The 14,460-nt window shown below is 71.5% G+C and carries 18 protein-coding genes; 9 read left to right on the forward strand and 9 right to left on the reverse strand.

Going from position 1 to position 14,460, the window contains the following annotated elements; genetic code table 11:
- The first annotated feature begins 40 nt into the window (after nt 1-40).
- Both IEY98_RS09465 and rsrA read left to right on the forward strand, forming a co-directional pair.
- A complete protein-coding gene (locus tag IEY98_RS09465) occupies nt 41-649 on the forward strand; it encodes a sigma-70 family RNA polymerase sigma factor (RefSeq protein ID WP_308425862.1) in 609 nt (202 codons plus the stop codon).
- 35 nt (nt 650-684) lie between these two features.
- A complete protein-coding gene (gene rsrA, locus IEY98_RS09470) occupies nt 685-930 on the forward strand; it encodes a mycothiol system anti-sigma-R factor (protein WP_373292346.1) in 246 nt (81 codons plus the stop codon).
- Nucleotides 931-971: 41 nt separating this feature from the next.
- Here the strand turns inward: rsrA and IEY98_RS33365 are convergent, their stop codons facing one another.
- A complete protein-coding gene (locus tag IEY98_RS33365) occupies nt 972-1,046 on the reverse strand; it encodes a 50S ribosomal protein bL37 (RefSeq protein ID WP_096498094.1) in 75 nt (24 codons plus the stop codon).
- Nucleotides 1,047-1,161: 115 nt separating this feature from the next.
- Here IEY98_RS33365 and IEY98_RS09475 point away from each other — a divergent pair, with 115 nt between their 5' ends.
- A complete protein-coding gene (locus tag IEY98_RS09475; protein ID WP_189210166.1) occupies nt 1,162-2,637 on the forward strand; it encodes a sensor histidine kinase in 1,476 nt (491 codons plus the stop codon).
- A gap of 80 nt (nt 2,638-2,717) precedes the next feature.
- Here the strand turns inward: IEY98_RS09475 and IEY98_RS09480 are convergent, their stop codons facing one another.
- Both IEY98_RS09480 and IEY98_RS09485 read right to left on the reverse strand, forming a co-directional pair.
- On the reverse strand, nt 2,718-2,972 hold the full coding sequence (locus IEY98_RS09480) for a WhiB family transcriptional regulator (protein ID WP_189209830.1): 255 nt from the start codon (nt 2,970-2,972) through the stop codon (nt 2,718-2,720).
- 221 nt (nt 2,973-3,193) lie between these two features.
- Nucleotides 3,194-4,108: a diacylglycerol/lipid kinase family protein gene (locus IEY98_RS09485; RefSeq protein WP_189209831.1), complete on the reverse strand. Its 915-nt coding sequence runs from the start codon at nt 4,106-4,108 to the stop codon at nt 3,194-3,196.
- Nucleotides 4,109-4,396: 288 nt separating this feature from the next.
- On the opposite strand from IEY98_RS09485, the gene IEY98_RS09490 reads away from it, so the two are divergent.
- Entirely contained in the window at nt 4,397-4,789 is a 393-nt protein-coding gene (locus IEY98_RS09490; RefSeq protein ID WP_229786702.1) for a hypothetical protein, read from the forward strand.
- Here IEY98_RS09490 and IEY98_RS09495 read toward each other — a convergent pair.
- Together IEY98_RS09495 and IEY98_RS09500 are read right to left on the reverse strand one after the other, a co-directional pair.
- On the reverse strand, nt 4,780-5,250 hold the full coding sequence (locus tag IEY98_RS09495; RefSeq protein ID WP_189209833.1) for a GNAT family N-acetyltransferase: 471 nt from the start codon (nt 5,248-5,250) through the stop codon (nt 4,780-4,782). The two genes, IEY98_RS09490 and IEY98_RS09495, sit on opposite strands and share 10 nt — an antisense overlap.
- 12 nt (nt 5,251-5,262) lie before the next feature.
- Nucleotides 5,263-5,817 carry a histidine phosphatase family protein gene (locus IEY98_RS09500; RefSeq protein WP_189209834.1) on the reverse strand — a complete coding sequence of 185 codons (555 nt, stop codon included), beginning with the start codon at nt 5,815-5,817 and terminating at the stop codon, nt 5,263-5,265.
- A gap of 38 nt (nt 5,818-5,855) precedes the next feature.
- Here IEY98_RS09500 and IEY98_RS09505 point away from each other — a divergent pair, with 38 nt between their 5' ends.
- On the forward strand, nt 5,856-6,317 hold the full coding sequence (locus tag IEY98_RS09505) for a hotdog fold domain-containing protein (RefSeq protein WP_189209835.1): 462 nt from the start codon (nt 5,856-5,858) through the stop codon (nt 6,315-6,317).
- Here IEY98_RS09505 and IEY98_RS09510 read toward each other — a convergent pair.
- Together IEY98_RS09510 and sodN are read right to left on the reverse strand one after the other, a co-directional pair.
- Nucleotides 6,314-6,583: a hypothetical protein gene (locus IEY98_RS09510; RefSeq protein ID WP_189209836.1), complete on the reverse strand. Its 270-nt coding sequence runs from the start codon at nt 6,581-6,583 to the stop codon at nt 6,314-6,316. The genes IEY98_RS09505 and IEY98_RS09510 overlap by 4 nt on opposite strands.
- Nucleotides 6,584-6,664: 81 nt before the next feature.
- Nucleotides 6,665-7,072 carry a superoxide dismutase, Ni gene (sodN, locus tag IEY98_RS09515; protein WP_189209837.1) on the reverse strand — a complete coding sequence of 136 codons (408 nt, stop codon included), beginning with the start codon at nt 7,070-7,072 and terminating at the stop codon, nt 6,665-6,667.
- Between the two features lie 138 nt (nt 7,073-7,210).
- Between sodN and IEY98_RS09520 the strand changes: the two genes are divergently transcribed.
- Nucleotides 7,211-7,465, forward strand: coding sequence for a S26 family signal peptidase (locus IEY98_RS09520; protein WP_189209838.1), 255 nt, complete (start codon nt 7,211-7,213; stop codon nt 7,463-7,465).
- On the opposite strand, the gene IEY98_RS09525 is transcribed toward IEY98_RS09520, so the two are convergent.
- Nucleotides 7,462-8,055, reverse strand: a complete 594-nt coding sequence (locus tag IEY98_RS09525) for a dTDP-4-dehydrorhamnose 3,5-epimerase family protein (RefSeq protein ID WP_189209839.1) — start codon at nt 8,053-8,055, stop codon at nt 7,462-7,464. The two genes, IEY98_RS09520 and IEY98_RS09525, sit on opposite strands and share 4 nt — an antisense overlap.
- Nucleotides 8,056-8,414: 359 nt before the next feature.
- Between IEY98_RS09525 and IEY98_RS09530 the strand changes: the two genes are divergently transcribed.
- The 3 genes from IEY98_RS09530 to IEY98_RS09540 all read left to right on the forward strand — a co-directional run bounded on the left by IEY98_RS09530 (nt 8,415) and on the right by IEY98_RS09540 (nt 12,759).
- Nucleotides 8,415-9,599 carry an NAD(P)-dependent malic enzyme gene (locus tag IEY98_RS09530; RefSeq protein ID WP_189209840.1) on the forward strand — a complete coding sequence of 395 codons (1,185 nt, stop codon included), beginning with the start codon at nt 8,415-8,417 and terminating at the stop codon, nt 9,597-9,599.
- 63 nt (nt 9,600-9,662) lie between these two features.
- Nucleotides 9,663-12,200 carry a bifunctional diguanylate cyclase/phosphodiesterase gene (locus IEY98_RS09535; protein ID WP_189209841.1) on the forward strand — a complete coding sequence of 846 codons (2,538 nt, stop codon included), beginning with the start codon at nt 9,663-9,665 and terminating at the stop codon, nt 12,198-12,200.
- Between the two features lie 73 nt (nt 12,201-12,273).
- Nucleotides 12,274-12,759, forward strand: a complete 486-nt coding sequence (locus tag IEY98_RS09540; RefSeq protein WP_189209842.1) for an SRPBCC family protein — start codon at nt 12,274-12,276, stop codon at nt 12,757-12,759.
- Nucleotides 12,760-12,912: 153 nt separating this feature from the next.
- On the opposite strand, the gene IEY98_RS09545 is transcribed toward IEY98_RS09540, so the two are convergent.
- Complete coding sequence (locus IEY98_RS09545; protein ID WP_189209843.1) at nt 12,913-14,340, reverse strand: bis-aminopropyl spermidine synthase family protein; 1,428 nt, start codon at nt 14,338-14,340, stop codon at nt 12,913-12,915.
- Nucleotides 14,341-14,460 lie beyond the last annotated feature (120 nt).

The raw sequence follows: 14,460 nt of genomic DNA on the forward strand, positions 1-14,460 counted from the left end.
GGGGGCGCCCCATGCGCACCTGAACACCGAAGGGAGCGCGGTGTCCCGCACGCAGGCAGAGACCGCGGCCGAGCTGGGCGAACGCTTCGAGCGCGACGCCATGCCGCTGCTCGACCAGCTGTACTCGGCCGCCCTGCGGATGACCCGCAACCCCGCCGACGCCGAGGACCTCGTCCAGGAGACGTTCCTCAAGGCGTACTCGGCGTTCGGCTCGTTCCGCGAGGGGACCAACCTCAAGGCGTGGATGTACCGCATCCTGACCAACACCTACATCAACAGCTACCGCAAGAAGCAGCGCCAGCCCGCGCAGTCGCCCACCGACGAGATCGCGGACTGGCAGCTCGCCCGCGCAGAGCAGCACACCTCGACCGGACTGCGCAGCGCCGAGATGGACGCGCTCGACCAGCTGCCGGACAGTGACGTCAAGTCCGCGCTCCAGCAGCTGCCCGAGGAGTTCCGGCTCGCGGTGTACCTGGCCGACGTCGAGGGGTTCGCGTACAAGGAGATCGCCGAGATCATGGGCACGCCGATCGGTACGGTGATGTCCCGCCTGCACCGCGGACGCCGCCAGCTGCGCGAGCTGCTGGCCGACGTCGCGCGCGAGCGCGGGTTCCTTCGTACGGCGAAACAGGAGGTGGCGGGGCCGTGAGCTGCGGAAACCATCACGAGACGCCCTGCTCTGACGTGCTCAACGAGGTCTGGCTGTTCCTCGACGCCGAGTGCGACCCCAAGCGCCGCGCCGCGCTGCAGCAGCACCTCGACGAGTGCAGCCCCTGCCTGGAGGAGTACGGCCTGGAGGAGCACCTCAAGCTCCTGCTGGCCCGCAAGTGCGGCGGCGACTCCGCGACGATGGAGTTCAAGGAGCGGCTGCGCGCCTCCATCCGGGCGACGGTGATCGAGTACAAGGGCGGACCACCGGTCCAGGAGTGAACGAGGGCCCCCGCTGGCGAGCGGGGGCCTTCGTCGTCACGTCAGGCGTTGGGGCGCTTGCCGTGGTTGGCGCCGCCCTTCTTGCGGTCACGACGCTTGCGAGCGCGCTTCGACATCGGATCTCCTCTTGCTGCGTCGGGGGCGCGTTGGCACAGACGGCAACGCATGTTCGGCCCGATTCTGCCATGGTTGGATTGGCGGGGAGCACCCCAGCCACCCGAGGAGGACACCCTGTCCACCCTCTCCGACCTGCTCGCCGAGCACACCAACCTGCCCGGCGCGGCCGTCGACCACCTGCAGTTGGTCGTCGCCGAGTGGCAGCTGCTCTCCGACCTCTCCTTCGCCGACTTCCTGCTCTGGGTGCCGGTGGACGACACCCGCTTCGTCTGCGTCGCCCAGGCCCGCCCGACGACCGCGCCGACCGCGCACCCCGACGACGTGGTGTCCTCGTTCATCGAGCGCGCCGAGCACCCGCAGCTGCGCCGCGCCGCCGTCGAGCGGCGCATCTGCCGCGAGGAGGACCCGCGCTGGTACCTCGGGGTGCCGGTGCGCCGCGAGGCCATCCCGGTGTCCTTCCGCGGCGACGTCATCGCCGTGCTGTCCCGGGAGACCAACCTCGCCGTGCCGCGCGTGCCCAGCGGCCTGGAGATCGCCTACCTCGGCATCGCGGGTGACCTGTGCCAGATGGTCGCCGACGGCTCGTTCCCGACCCCGGAGCCGTCCCCCGACGTGCACACCAGCCCCCGCGTCGGCGACGGGCTGATCCGGCTGGACACCGCGGGCGCGGTCGTCTTCGCCAGCCCGAACGCGCTGAGCGCCTACCACCGCATGGGCCACGCGGCCGACCTCGTCGGCACCCGGCTCGCCCCGCTGACCCGCTCGCTGATCTCCGACCCGTTCGACGCCACCGAGATCGCCCAGCGCATCCTGCTCGCCCTCGATGGCAAGCCCAGCATGCGCGCCGAGGCCGAGTCCCGGCGCGGCGCCGCGGTGCTGTTCCGGGCCCTGCCGCTGCGCCCCGGCGGCAAGGCGGCGGGCGCGCTCGTGCTCTGCCGCGACGTGACCGAGGTGCGCCGCCGCGACCGGGCGCTGATGTCCAAGGACGCCACGATCCGCGAGATCCACCACCGGGTGAAGAACAACCTGCAGACGGTGGCGGCCCTGCTGCGGCTGCAGTCGCGGCGCACGAGCAGCCCGGAGGCCAGGGAGGCGCTGGCGGAGTCCGTGCGCCGGGTCGCGGCGATCGCCCTAGTGCACGAGACGCTGTCGACGTCGGTGGACGAGCGGGTGGACCTCGACGCGCTGGTCGACCGGGTCATCCCGGTGGTCGGCGACGTCGCCGTTGCCGAGAACCACGTCAAGGTGCGCAAGACCGGCCAGTTCGGCGTCGTGCAGGCCGAGGTCGCCACCCCGCTGGTGATGGTGCTCACAGAGCTGGTGCAGAACGCCGTCGAGCACGCCTATCCGACGGGCCGCTCCGGCGAGGTCGTCGTCTCCGCGGACCGCTCGGCGCGCTGGCTGGACGTGGTCGTCTCCGACGACGGCCGCGGCCTGCCGCGCGGGTTCTCGCTGGAGCGCGCTAACGGGCTCGGATTGCAGATCGTGCGCACGCTCGTCGAGTCGGAGTTGCGCGGCTCACTGTCGCTGCGGAGTCGTTCGAACGGCACCGAAGCCGTTCTCCGCGTTCCTTTGTCACATCGGCGATGAGAATTGCCGTGATAAACGCGCAGAAGCCCGGCGCCGTAATTCGGCGGCGGGCTTCCGTGCGTCTCTGCGGTGCTCCGAGCTCAGGCGTTGCTGCGTGCCCTCGTGCGAGCGTTGCGGCGCTTGAGTGCGCGGCGCTCGTCTTCGCTCATCCCGCCCCAGACACCTGCGTCCTGACCGCTTTCCAGCGCCCAGGCCAGGCACGAGGCGGCGACGGGGCAGCGGGCGCAAACGGCCTTCGCCTGTTCGACCTGCGACAGGGCGGGACCGCTTGTTCCCACGGGGAAGAACAGCTCGGGGTCCTCGTCTCGGCAGGCCGCGCGGTGGCGCCAGTCCATTGCTGATTGCTCCTCGCTACGGGCGCGTGCAGACGCGCCACTAGTTCGTCATCCGGTCGTCGGGGTGCTTGTGAATGGTTTCACGAACTGGCGGGATGTCAAGGGTTCACCCCGACCCGGTGAGTGAACTCACCCGTTAGATCGACGTCCGGATGTATCCGCTGCGCACTGCAACGATCGGGTCTCGACGGCCGGGTCTTCGACCGCAGCAGGCACAACCGTCACACCACGACGGTTACCGCCTTCTCCACGCCCCGGAAACGCACGGTGGAAAACTCCCCGATGAGATCTCCGTCACACTGAAGCTTGACCGGTTCCTGGGCGCTGACCAGCAGGGTGTCGACATCGTCGCGGCGGACGAGGTGGCGGCCGGAGCGCACCCCGGACGCGCTGAGCGCCTGGCTCGCGTGCCGCAGCACGGTGCCCATGCCGAGCCTGCGCAGGGCGAAGACGCCCAGGCCGTCGTCGAACGTCGCGGCCGGGTTGAGCCGGACCGGGCGGGGACCGAGATAGGTCCACGGGTCGGTGTTGGAGACGAAGACCAGCCGCAGGTCCTCGATCGGCTCGTCGCCGGGGAACTCGACGGTCAGCCGGTGGTGCTCGCCCTTGAGGTAGCGCGCCAGCGCTGTGCGCGCGTACAGGCCAGGACCGGTGCGCTTGCCGCGCTTGCGGTCGACGTCGGCCACGACGTCCGCGTCCCAGCCCATGCCCGCGTTGAACGTGAACCAGCGCCCGCCCGCCTCGGTCTCCACCCGGCCGAGGCCGACATCGCGGCCGCGGCCCTCCTCCAGCGCGGTCAGCAGCCGGTGGGTGGCCTCCACGGGATCCCTGGGCAGACCGAGGGCGCGCGCGAAGACGTTGGCCGACCCGCCGGGCACCACGCCCAGCATCGGGCCGCCGGGACCGTCCTGGAGCAGGCCGTTGACGACCTCGTTGACCGTCCCGTCACCGCCGTGCGCGACGACGAGGTCGACGCCGTCGGTGCGGGCCTGCGCGGCCGCGATCAGCGCGTGGCCCCGGTAGTCGGTCTCGACCACGTCGAGCTTGACCTGGCTGGCCAGGGCGTGCGCCAGCACGTCGCGACCCGCCGGGGAGGTGGCGGTCGCCTGCGGGTTCACCACGAGGACAGCGCGCATTACCGCAGCGTATGCCACCTGGTCCAGTTGCCACGCCGTTGACCCACCGGAACGGGGACGATCCATGCAGTTGGGCTTACCCGCTCCCTCCGGTCGCCGAATCCCCGATCGGCGAGCCGCACCCAGACGACCGTCTGAACCCGTCGATCACGAGGAAGTTGACGGTTCGATCATTCACTGCCAGTTGCCGCAGCGGGACCGGCCGTCCGGGTGGCATACGATCGGGTCCCGTGCACGGAACGTCATCACGTGCACGAAAACGCTTCGGGAAGGCCATCGGTCGTGCGTGTGGAGTCTCCCCGGACCGTCCTCGGCGCGGGGCTGCTGGTGTCCCTGCAGGGCGTGTCCGGCCTGGTGTTCGCGGTGCTGGCGCTGGTCAGGGCGCTCGGCGGCACGTCGTCGGCGGGGAACAACGTCTACGGGCAGGCGGCCTACTTCGCCGTGCTGGCCGGGGGCGTGCTCGCCTGCGGGATCGGGCTCGTGCTGGGACGGCACTGGGCGCGCGGGCCCGCCATCGTGCTCCAGCTGCTCCTGCTGGGCGTCTCCTGGTACGTGATCGGCCCGTCCGGGCAGGCGGCCTACGGCATCCCGATCGCCGTGCTGTGCGTCGTCGCACTGGTGCTGCTGTTCCTGCCGTCGTCGGTGGCGTGGGCGCAGGGGCAGGGGCAGGATCAGGACTGACCGAGCGCGGCCAGCGCGTCGTCGGTCATGCGGAAGACGGTCCACTCGTCCATCGGGACGGCGCCGAGGGACTTGTAGAAGCCGATGCTCGGCTCGTTCCAGTCCAGCACCCACCACTCCAGCCGGTGGTAGCCGCGCTTGACGCACTCGCGCGCCAGCTCGGTCAGCAGCGCCTTGCCCAGGCCGGAGCCGCGCATCTCCGGACGCACGTAGAGGTCTTCCAGGTAGATGCCGTGCGTGCCGCGCCAGGTGGAGAAGTTGAGGAACCACAGGGCGAACCCGACGACCTCACCGTCCACTTCGGCCACATGGCCGAACAGCGCCGGGTGCTCGGCGAACAGCGCGGCGCGCAACTGCTCGTCGGTGAGGCGGCACTCGTGGGCGGAGCGCTCGTACTCGGCCAGCTCGTGCACCAGCTTCACGACCGCGGCCACATCGGACTCGGCGACCCGCCTGATCATGCTGCTCCCCGGTTAGCTCAGGTTGAGCGCCCTGATCTGCGGGACGCCCCGTTCGTCAGCGAGCACGGTAACCGCCCCGGCGGCCAGCGCGAAGCGCACCCCGAACGCGGCGGGCTGCCCGATCCACGCGGCGGTGAGCACCCGGCTGAAGTGCCCGTGCCCGATGATCACCGTGGTCGCGGCTATGCGCCCGAGCACGTCCCTGGCCCGCTCCCCGACCTCCTCGGCGGTCTCCCCGTTCGGGCAGGGGTGGGTCCAGACGGTCCAGCCGGGGACGGTCTCGCGGATCTGCGGCGTGGTGAGGCCCTCGTAGTCGCCGTAGTCCCACTCGCGGACGTCCTCGGTGACCTCGTCGATGGCCAGGCCCGCGAGTTCGGCGGTGTGCGTGGCGCGCCGCCTCGGGCTGCTGATGATGTACGGGGTGTCGTCGAGGAGTTCCTTGAGCCGGGCGCCCGCCCGCCGCGCCCCCGCCTCACCGGCCTCGGTGAGCGGGACGTCTGTGCGCGAGGTGTGCCGCCCGGTCGCCGACCACTCGGTCTCGCCGTGTCGGAGCAGGTAGAGGACCATCTGTTGCCTTTCTTGTTACCGACGGGTAGCTTCCGGCCGTGACCCCGACGTACCGCCTCTGGCAGCGCCTGACCGGCCTGCCGTTCGGCAACCGCCTGTTCTCCCTCGGCATGGTCCTCCGCGTGCCGTACTTCGGCACGATCCTGCCGACGGTGACCGCGCTGCGCCCGGGCCACTGCGAGGTGTCGGCCCCGAAGTGGTGGGGCGTGCACAACCACATCAAGACCTTCCACGCCATCGCCGCGTGCAACCTCGCGGAAATCGCCATGGGGATGCTGGCGGAGGCGACGGTTCCGCCCACCCACCGGTGGATCCCGAAGGGGATGACGGTCTCGTACCTGTCGAAGGCCCGCACGGGCCTCTACGCGGTAGCCCGCCTGGACGGCATCCCCGACTTCCCACCCGAGCCCCTCGACGTCCCGGTACCGGTGTCGATCAGGGACAAGTCCGGCATCGAGGTCGTCACCGCGACCATCACGATCCGGGTGTCCCCGGCCTAGCAGGCAGCGTCGAAGCGCCGGGCGAGTTCGAGGTACCGCCCACCCCAACCACTGCTCAACGCCACTTCCTGCAGCGCCCCGGTGGGCGCGAACAACCGCCTCAGCGCAGGCAACCCGGACGCGTCCCCCACCCGCAGCCGCGCGAGATGCCCCCGCAACTCGGCCACCATCTCGTCCCCACCACCCCACCCGCTCCACCCCGTGTCCTGTTCGGACCCGCTGACCACGGCGAGCAGGTCCTCCAGCACACCCGCCACCCCCTCCACGCCACCTCCCCGACGCGCAGAAACGGCGCTGCCCAACGGAAGATGAACCCGCTGGTCAGCGCCGTCTCAGAGGCGTCTAGCTCAGGCCTGCTTGGTCTCCCAGAAGATCTTGTCGATCTCCGCGATCAGCTCCAGCAGGGTCGCGCCGGTGGCGGGGTCCATCGAACCCTTGGTGCCGGAGGCGCCCGCGGCCTTGGTGGCGCGGTTGAACAGGTCGTGGAGCTGGGGGTACTTCTCGAAGTGCGGGGGCTTGAAGTAGTCGGTCCAGAGCACCCACAGGTGGTGCTTGACCAGGTCGCTGCGCTGTTCGCAGATGAGGACGGCCCGGGTGCGGAACTCCGGGTCCTCGTTCTGCTGGTACTTCTCCTGGATCGCCTTCACGGACTCGGCCTCGATGCGGGCCTGGGCCGGGTCGTAGACGCCGCAGGGGAGGTCGCAGTGCGCGGTCGCCTCCAGGCGGGGGGAGAAGAGGCGCGACAGCAGTCGCATTGTTCCTCCAGGGTCAAACGAGGGATGCTCCGACGCGGTCGACCCTACTCCGGGCATGCTGGTGGGGCAGGTGGAGGTGATCGATTGCAACCGCTGGGCCGGTGGCCCGCGCGCCGGGTGCTGGTGCGGGGGCCCTCGATGTCACCCACGCTTCAGCACGGGGACACCGTGATCGCGGTGCGGGGAGCGCCGAGGGAGGGTGACGTCGTGCTGGTGTCCTGGGCGTCACGGCCGCGTCAGCTCAGCGTCAAGCGGGCCGTGCGGCCGGAGCCGGGCGGCTGGCACGTGCGGGGGGACAACCGGTTCGGCTCCACCGACTCCCGCGAACTCGGCCCCGCCACCGTCCACGCCGTGGTGCGGTGGCGGCTGTGGCCCAGGCCGCGCAGGCTCTAGGAGCGCAGCTTCTCGTAGAACGCCAGGCAGTCCGAGTACGTCGGCAGGATGTCGGTCGCCTCGGCCAGCGTCGGCGCGGCGAGGTCCTTGGGGGAGAGCACGGGCTCGATGGACGCGGGCCACGGCAGCCCCAGCGCCGGGTCCATCGGGTTGATGCCGTGCTCGCCGGTTGGGTTGTAAGGCGTCGAGCAGAGGTAATTCATCGCAGTGTCGTCCTCCAAGGCGATGAACGCGTGCCCGAGCCCCTCGGGCACGTACACCGCCTTGCACTCCACCGCGTCCAGGCGCACGGCGTCCCACTGGCCGAACGTGGGCGAGCCCACGCGGATGTCGACGACCACGTCCAGCAGCGCGCCGCGCGGGCAGTACACGTACTTCGCCTGCGAGGGCGGCACGTCCGCGAAGTGCACGCCGCGGATGGTGCCGCGCCGGGACACGCTGTGGTTCGTCTGCGCGACGGTCATCCGGTGGCCGACGGCCTCGAAGACGGCGTCACTTTGGTACGGGGAGACGAACATCCCGCGGTCGTCGGGGAAGGTGCGCGGGGTGAACTCGAAGGCCCCGGCGATGGCAAGTTCGCGTGCGTGCACGCCGAGCAGGGTAGTCGGCAACCGCGAAAGAGCTGATCAGTCACGCTCCGAACACGTTAACCAGCACTCGCAAACCGGACGGACGTCTTGCGAAACGGCCTCTGACCTGCGAAAAAGCTCTCCCATTTGTGATCCCCGCCGCAGACAAGGCCGGACCGGACTGCCACACTGTGCAGACCGCGGCGCCCCGAGGGCGCCACCCTCACGGGCCCACACCCCAGGGTCCTTCGCACCCCCAAAGCCGTGAACGCGCCCTGAGAAACGCCAGGCTGATGTCAGCACCCAGGGCTACTTTCCGGCGACACCCCGTTTCCGCGCCACGCAGTCAGGGACCACGGCGCGCGACAGGAGGGACGCCAATGACCGCACTGAACGAGGACACCGTGACCGCACCCGTCACCGACGAGGAGATCTTCACCGCGCACGAGGGCGGCAAGCTCGGTGTGGCGGTGACCAAGCCCCTCGCCGACCCGCGTTCGCTGGCGATCGCCTACACCCCCGGGGTGGCCAAGGTGAGCAGCGCGATCGCCCGCGACCCCCGGCTGGCCGCGCGCTACACCTGGGCGTCGCGCCTGGTCGCCGTGGTCTCCGACGGCACAGCGGTCCTCGGTCTCGGCGACATCGGCGCGGCCGCCTCGCTGCCGGTCATGGAGGGCAAGGCCGCGCTGTTCAAGACCTTCGGCGAGCTCGACTCCATCCCGCTGGTGCTGAACACCACCGACGTCGACGAGATCGTCGAGACGCTCGTGCGCCTGCGCCCCTCCTTCGGCGCGGTCAACCTCGAGGACGTCGCCGCGCCCCGCTGCTTCGAGCTGGAGGCCAAGCTCATCGAGGCGCTGGACTGCCCGGTGATGCACGACGACCAGCACGGCACCGCCATCGTGCTGCTCGCCGCCCTGCGCGGCGCCAACCTGGTCCTCAACCGCGATCTGGGCAACCAGCGGGTGGTCATCGCGGGCGCGGGCGCTGCCGGTGTGGCGTGCGCCAAGATCCTGCTCGCCGCGGGCGTGGGCGACATCACGCTGCTCGATTCCAAGGGCATCGTGCACGCCGACCGCGACGGGCTGAACTCCATCAAGCAGGAGATGGCCCAGGTCACCAACAAGGCCGGGCTGCGCGGCGGCCAGGCCGAGGCGCTCGACGGCGCCGACGTGTTCGTCGGGCTGTCCGCGGGCAAGCTGCCGGTCGAGCTGGTCGGCGCCATGGCCAAGGACCCGATCGTGTTCGCCCTGTCCAACCCCGACCCGGAGATCCACCCCGAGGTCGCCGCCCGGCACGCGGCCATCGTCGCCACCGGCCGCAGCGACTTCCCCAACCAGATCAACAACGTGCTCGCCTTCCCGGGCATCTTCCGGGGCGCGCTGGACTCCGGCGCCCGGCGCATCACCGAGCGCATGAAGCTCGCCGCCGCGGACGCCATCCTGGGAGTTGCCGAAGAGGACCTGGCGGCCGACAGGATCGTCCCGAGCGCCCTCGACCCGCGCGTCGCCCCCGAGGTGGCGGCGGCGGTCGCGCGGGCGGCGAAGGAAGACGGGGTAGCCTGAGGGCCGGCGGGATGCTCGGCAGCGGTGCCCCACCCGCCTACTCGAGGGTGGAGGGAACGCGCCGTGGCCGAGCATGTCGTGCGCGGCGGACTGCCCCGGGTCGCGGTCCCGGCCACCGGGTATGACGGCGGTGGCCCGGCCCAGACCCCGGAGGTCGTCCAGCCCGCCGTCGTCGACCTCGACGACGATCCCGGGGCCGAGCGCGCCCTGCTGCTCGAGGCCCAGCGCATCGCCAAGCTCGGCTCCTGGATGCTCGACCTGGAGTCCGGCGAGCTGTACCTGTCCGAGGGACTGCGCACGCTCGCCGGGCTGACCGGGGACGCCACGATCGCCCAGCTGGTCGACATGGTCTTCGCCGACGACCGGGAGCGGCTGGCCGACTTCCGGGCCAAGCTGGCCGGGCACCGCTCCACCCAGCCCATCGAGGTCGAGCTGCGCGACATCACCGGCGAGCGCGTCTACCTCGTGCGGGCCCGCATGGTGCGCGACGAGCACGAGCGCATCCACGGCACGGTCCAGGACGTCACCAAGGTGCGGCACCTGGAGCGGCTGCTGAGCCAGGAGAGCAGGCTGTTCCGCGAGGCGCAGCGGGTGGCCCGGCTGGGCACGTGGGAGTGGAACACCGAGACCAACGAGTGCCTGTGGTCGTCCATGCTCTACGAGCTGGGCGGGATCGAGCCGGGCACGCCCATCCATTACGCGGACTACTTGCGGCTGGTGCACCCCGACGACCGCGGCTGGGTCGACCAGCGCTGGCAGGAGCTGGCGACGACGCACCGCCCGGTCGAGTGCGAGCACCGGGTCATCCGCCCGGACGGCAAGCGCAGGGTGTTCCGCATCCGCGGCGAGGCGGCCGGGCCGGACGGCGACCCGAGGGTCATGATCGGCACCGCGCAGGACGTCACCGAGCAGCGCTCGACCGAGACGCGCATGCAGCGCTCCAGCAAGCGCTTCACCGACCTGGTGGCCATCACCCCGGTCGGCATCGGCCTGTTCGACGACGAGGGCAGGCTGGTCGACGCCAACGAGGCGCTGTGCACGCTGCTGGGCACCGACCTGGACCGCCTGCGCGGGCTGACCGCCGACCAGCTCACCCATCCGGATGACCGCGAGCCGCGCCGGGGACGGCCGTTCCAGAGCGGCCAGTGCGTGCTGATGGCAGCGGCGGGCAAGCCGGTGTACTGCGAGCTGACCTCGACGGTCTCGGTGTCCGACGACGGCCAGCGCTACTGGCTGGTGGTCTTCGCCGACGTCACCGACCGGCGCAGGGCCGCCGAGCGGCTGCGCTACCAGGCCACCCACGACGAGCTGACCGGCCTGCCGGGGCGCGCGGCGGTCAAGGAGCTGCTGGGCAAGCTGCTCGGCGGCCCCGACTTCGACCGGATCGCCCTGCTGTTCTGCGACGTCGACAACTTCAAGCGGGTCAACGACTCGCTCGGCCACGACGTGGGCGACGAGCTCATCACCGCGCTGGCCAGGCGGCTGGAGCGCGGTCTGCCGCCGTCGTGCACGGTCGCGCGCATGTCCGGCGACGAGTACGTGGTCATCTGCTCCGACGTCACCGAGGCGGGCGGGGTGGAGGCGCTGGCGAACACCGCGGCGGGGCTGCTGCGCACGGCGGTGCCGGTGCGCGGGCAGCTGCTGCGCGTGTCGGCGTGCATCGGCGCGGCGGTGCCCAGCGGCCCGGAGACGACCGGCGCCGACCTGCTGCGCTACGCCGACGCGGCGATGTTCGCGGCCAAGGAGCGCGGCACCGGGCGGGTGTCGCTGGCCAGCGCGGCGCTGATCGCCTCGGCCAACAGCCAGATGCTGCTGGAGGGCCAGCTGCGCGAGGCCATCGCCAACGACCAGCTGGTCCTGCACTACCAGCCGGTCGTCGGGTCGGACGGCACGGTGCTCAGCGCCGAGGCGCTGGTGCGCTGGCCGCACCCCGAGCGCGGCCTGCTCATGCCCGGGGACTTCCTGCCCGTCGCCGAGCAGGGCGACCTGCTGGGCGAGCTGGACCGCTGGGTGCTGCGCACGGCGTTCGCCGAGGCGTCCGACTGGCCCCAGCTCGCGGGCGGCACGCTCGGCGGCGGCGTCGGGATCGCGGTCAACCTCGGCGGCCTGGTGCCCGGCGATCCGGAGTTCGTCGACACGGTGGCGAACGCGGTGGCCACGACCGGGCTGGCCTGGGACCGGGTGGTGCTGGAGCTGGTCGAGACCAGCCTGATCGACCTGCCCTCGCGCAGCCGCGAGGCCATGGACGAGCTGGTCGAGCGCGGCGTGCGGTTCGCGGTGGACGACTTCGGGACCGGCTACTCGTCGCTGGCGCGGCTCAAGGAGCTGCCCGCGCAGATCATCAAGATCGACCGCCGGTTCGTCTCCGGCGTGGCCACGGACGCCTCGGACTTCGCCGTCGCCCGCGCCCTGGTCGACATGGCCCGCGCGATGGGCAGGCGGTGCGTGGCCGAGGGCGTGGAGAACGCGACCCAGTTCCACGTCCTGCGCGGCGTGGGCGTGGACGCCTACCAGGGCTGGCTGATGTCGCGGCCGCTGCCCGCGGACCGTTTTCGTGATCTCCTCAAGCAGGGACCGGTAAGAATTCCTAACGGGGCATGAGCTTTCTTCCGGACTTGCCCGCTCGCACGTTCGGATGTTGTTCCCGGCCTTGCGCGCTGGTGTGATCTACTACATGACCGCTATCGCAGTTGAGCCGACCGCCCGCGGACAGGTGACGATCGATGCCACCGCGGAAGAGGTCTGGGACTACATCAGCGACCCCGTCCGCATGGCCGACTTCGCCGCGGAGCTGGTGAGCTGCCGCTGGCTGGACGGCACCACGAGGGCGGAGGTCGGCAGCCGCTTCGCGGGCGCCAACCGCAACGGCTGGCGGCGCTGGACGACCATCTGCAGCGTCACGGAGGTCGAGCCGGGCCGCCGTTTCGCCTACGAGGTCCACACCCCGTTCAAGACCCCGATCTCGCGCTGGGAGTACGAGATCGAGGAGACCGAGCGCGGCTGCCGCGTCACGGAGTCCAACTGGCTGCTGGTGCCCCAGTGGTTCATCCCGTTCGCCATCATGATCACCGGCGAGCCGGACCGGGTGGGCCTGAACATGGCCAACATCGCCACGACGCTGCAGAACCTCAAGCTGCACCTGGAACTGGGCCGACTGTGATGGCGGGCGTCCCCCGGCCCGGCCGGGGGAGCGCTCACGCGGTCAGGCAGGGATGTTTCCACTCCCCGTGACCGCTCTTCACTCCATCGTGTCCTGTCGAACGGGCGTTCGACTGGGCAATATGGAGTCATGACTCCACTTACCTTCTCGTTCTCAGCCCAGCAGTGCCGCCACGCGGTGGCGCGGAAGATCGATCAGCCGCTCGTCCCGCAGGTCCGGGGCCAGCTCGGCGACCCGGGCGCGCGCCTCGCGCTTGGTGAGCGCGCCCGCCGAGTCCTGGATCAGCGCTTCCCGCCAGATGTTGGCGAGCTTGCCGTGCGGGCGGTCCAGCAGAGCGCCCGCGACGCCCCGGCCGTCGACCGGGGTGGCGGTCACGACGGCGTGCCTGCCGTCGGCGACGCTGCGGCGGAACGTCAGCCGGAACTTGGCCTCGACCAGGGACGACAGCGCCTGCTGACCCGCCTGGTCGGCGATGTCCGGGTGGTTGTTCACCACCAGCGCGGCCACCGGCGTGCGGGGGGCGGCGATGAGGACGCGGGCCAGCCACGGTCCGGGATCGGCGGTCAGGTCGAAGGCGAGCGGGCCGCGGCCGGGGTAGGGCGCGGTCCAGTCGGGCGGGGTCAGCGAGCCTGCGTCGGAGAGGTCGAGCAGGGCGGCGACGGCCTCGGGCGGGGCGCCCGCGGACTCGACCGACTGGGGGCCGTGGGTGTAGATCGCGGTCGCCGCGCCGCGGACGGCCGCGGCGGCCTGGTTCGCCGAGCCGCTGGTGGGCTGCAGCACGTACAGGTCGGCGGCGCTGCCCACCGCCTGCGCGCCGTGGTAGCGGTTGAAGCCGGGCAGGACGGCCTCGGCGACCAGGCCCAGCCCCAGGATCTCCTTCTGCACCTTCAATCCCAGCGCGGGCGCGAGGGGGCTGTAGCCGTACGCGGCGATGATCCGGCCGTCGGCGCGCAGGGACTGGATCGCGCGGGCCAGGAACAGGCGCATGCCCTCAGGGGTGTACGGCGGGTCGGTGAACACCAGGTCGGCGTCGAGGGCCGGGACGCCGAAGCGGAAGTCGGCGTGCAGGCAGCGCACGGACAGGTTCCGCGCGCGGGCGACCTCGTCGACGTACGCCAGCAGCCGCTCGTCCACGTCGACGACGGTCGCGGTGAGCGACGGACGGACCATGCAGGCCGCCAGCGCCGTCAGGTCGTGGTCGCCGACGCACACCAGGTGCGCGCCCGCGAGCTCGTAGGTCTCGTCCAGCCACCGGGCCCGCTGCCGCATCGTGGCGAGGTCGGCCTGGACGTGGTCGAGGGCGCGCAGCGGCCGGGGCACGCCCGCCAGCACGTCCGCCAGGCCGTCGAGGTCCCCGGCAGGCTCGCGGGTGGGCGGCGTCACCCCGGGGCGCAGCCGCCAGGTCTGCTCCCGGCGCTCGACGTCATCGGTGGCCAGCAGGTCCTCGATCGTGCGCCGGGGCACGCCGGTCGCGCGGACCAGGGCGTCCAGCGGCTGCCAGCCCGCCGCCAGCAGGTCGACGGCGGGACGCAGCGCACGCGCGTGGACACCGCGCGCGGCCAGGAAGGAGGTCAGGGACACCCCGCCGAGCTTACGGAGATTGCGCCGGTTGGCCGATCATGGCCTACCGGACTGCGGGATGGCCTGCCTCTGTCATCCCCACGCGTTAGGGTCGGGCGTCGCGTGCACGGCCGGCAAGGT

Source organism: Actinokineospora fastidiosa, assembly GCF_014648415.1.
Lineage (GTDB): Bacteria > Actinomycetota > Actinomycetes > Mycobacteriales > Pseudonocardiaceae > Actinokineospora > Actinokineospora fastidiosa.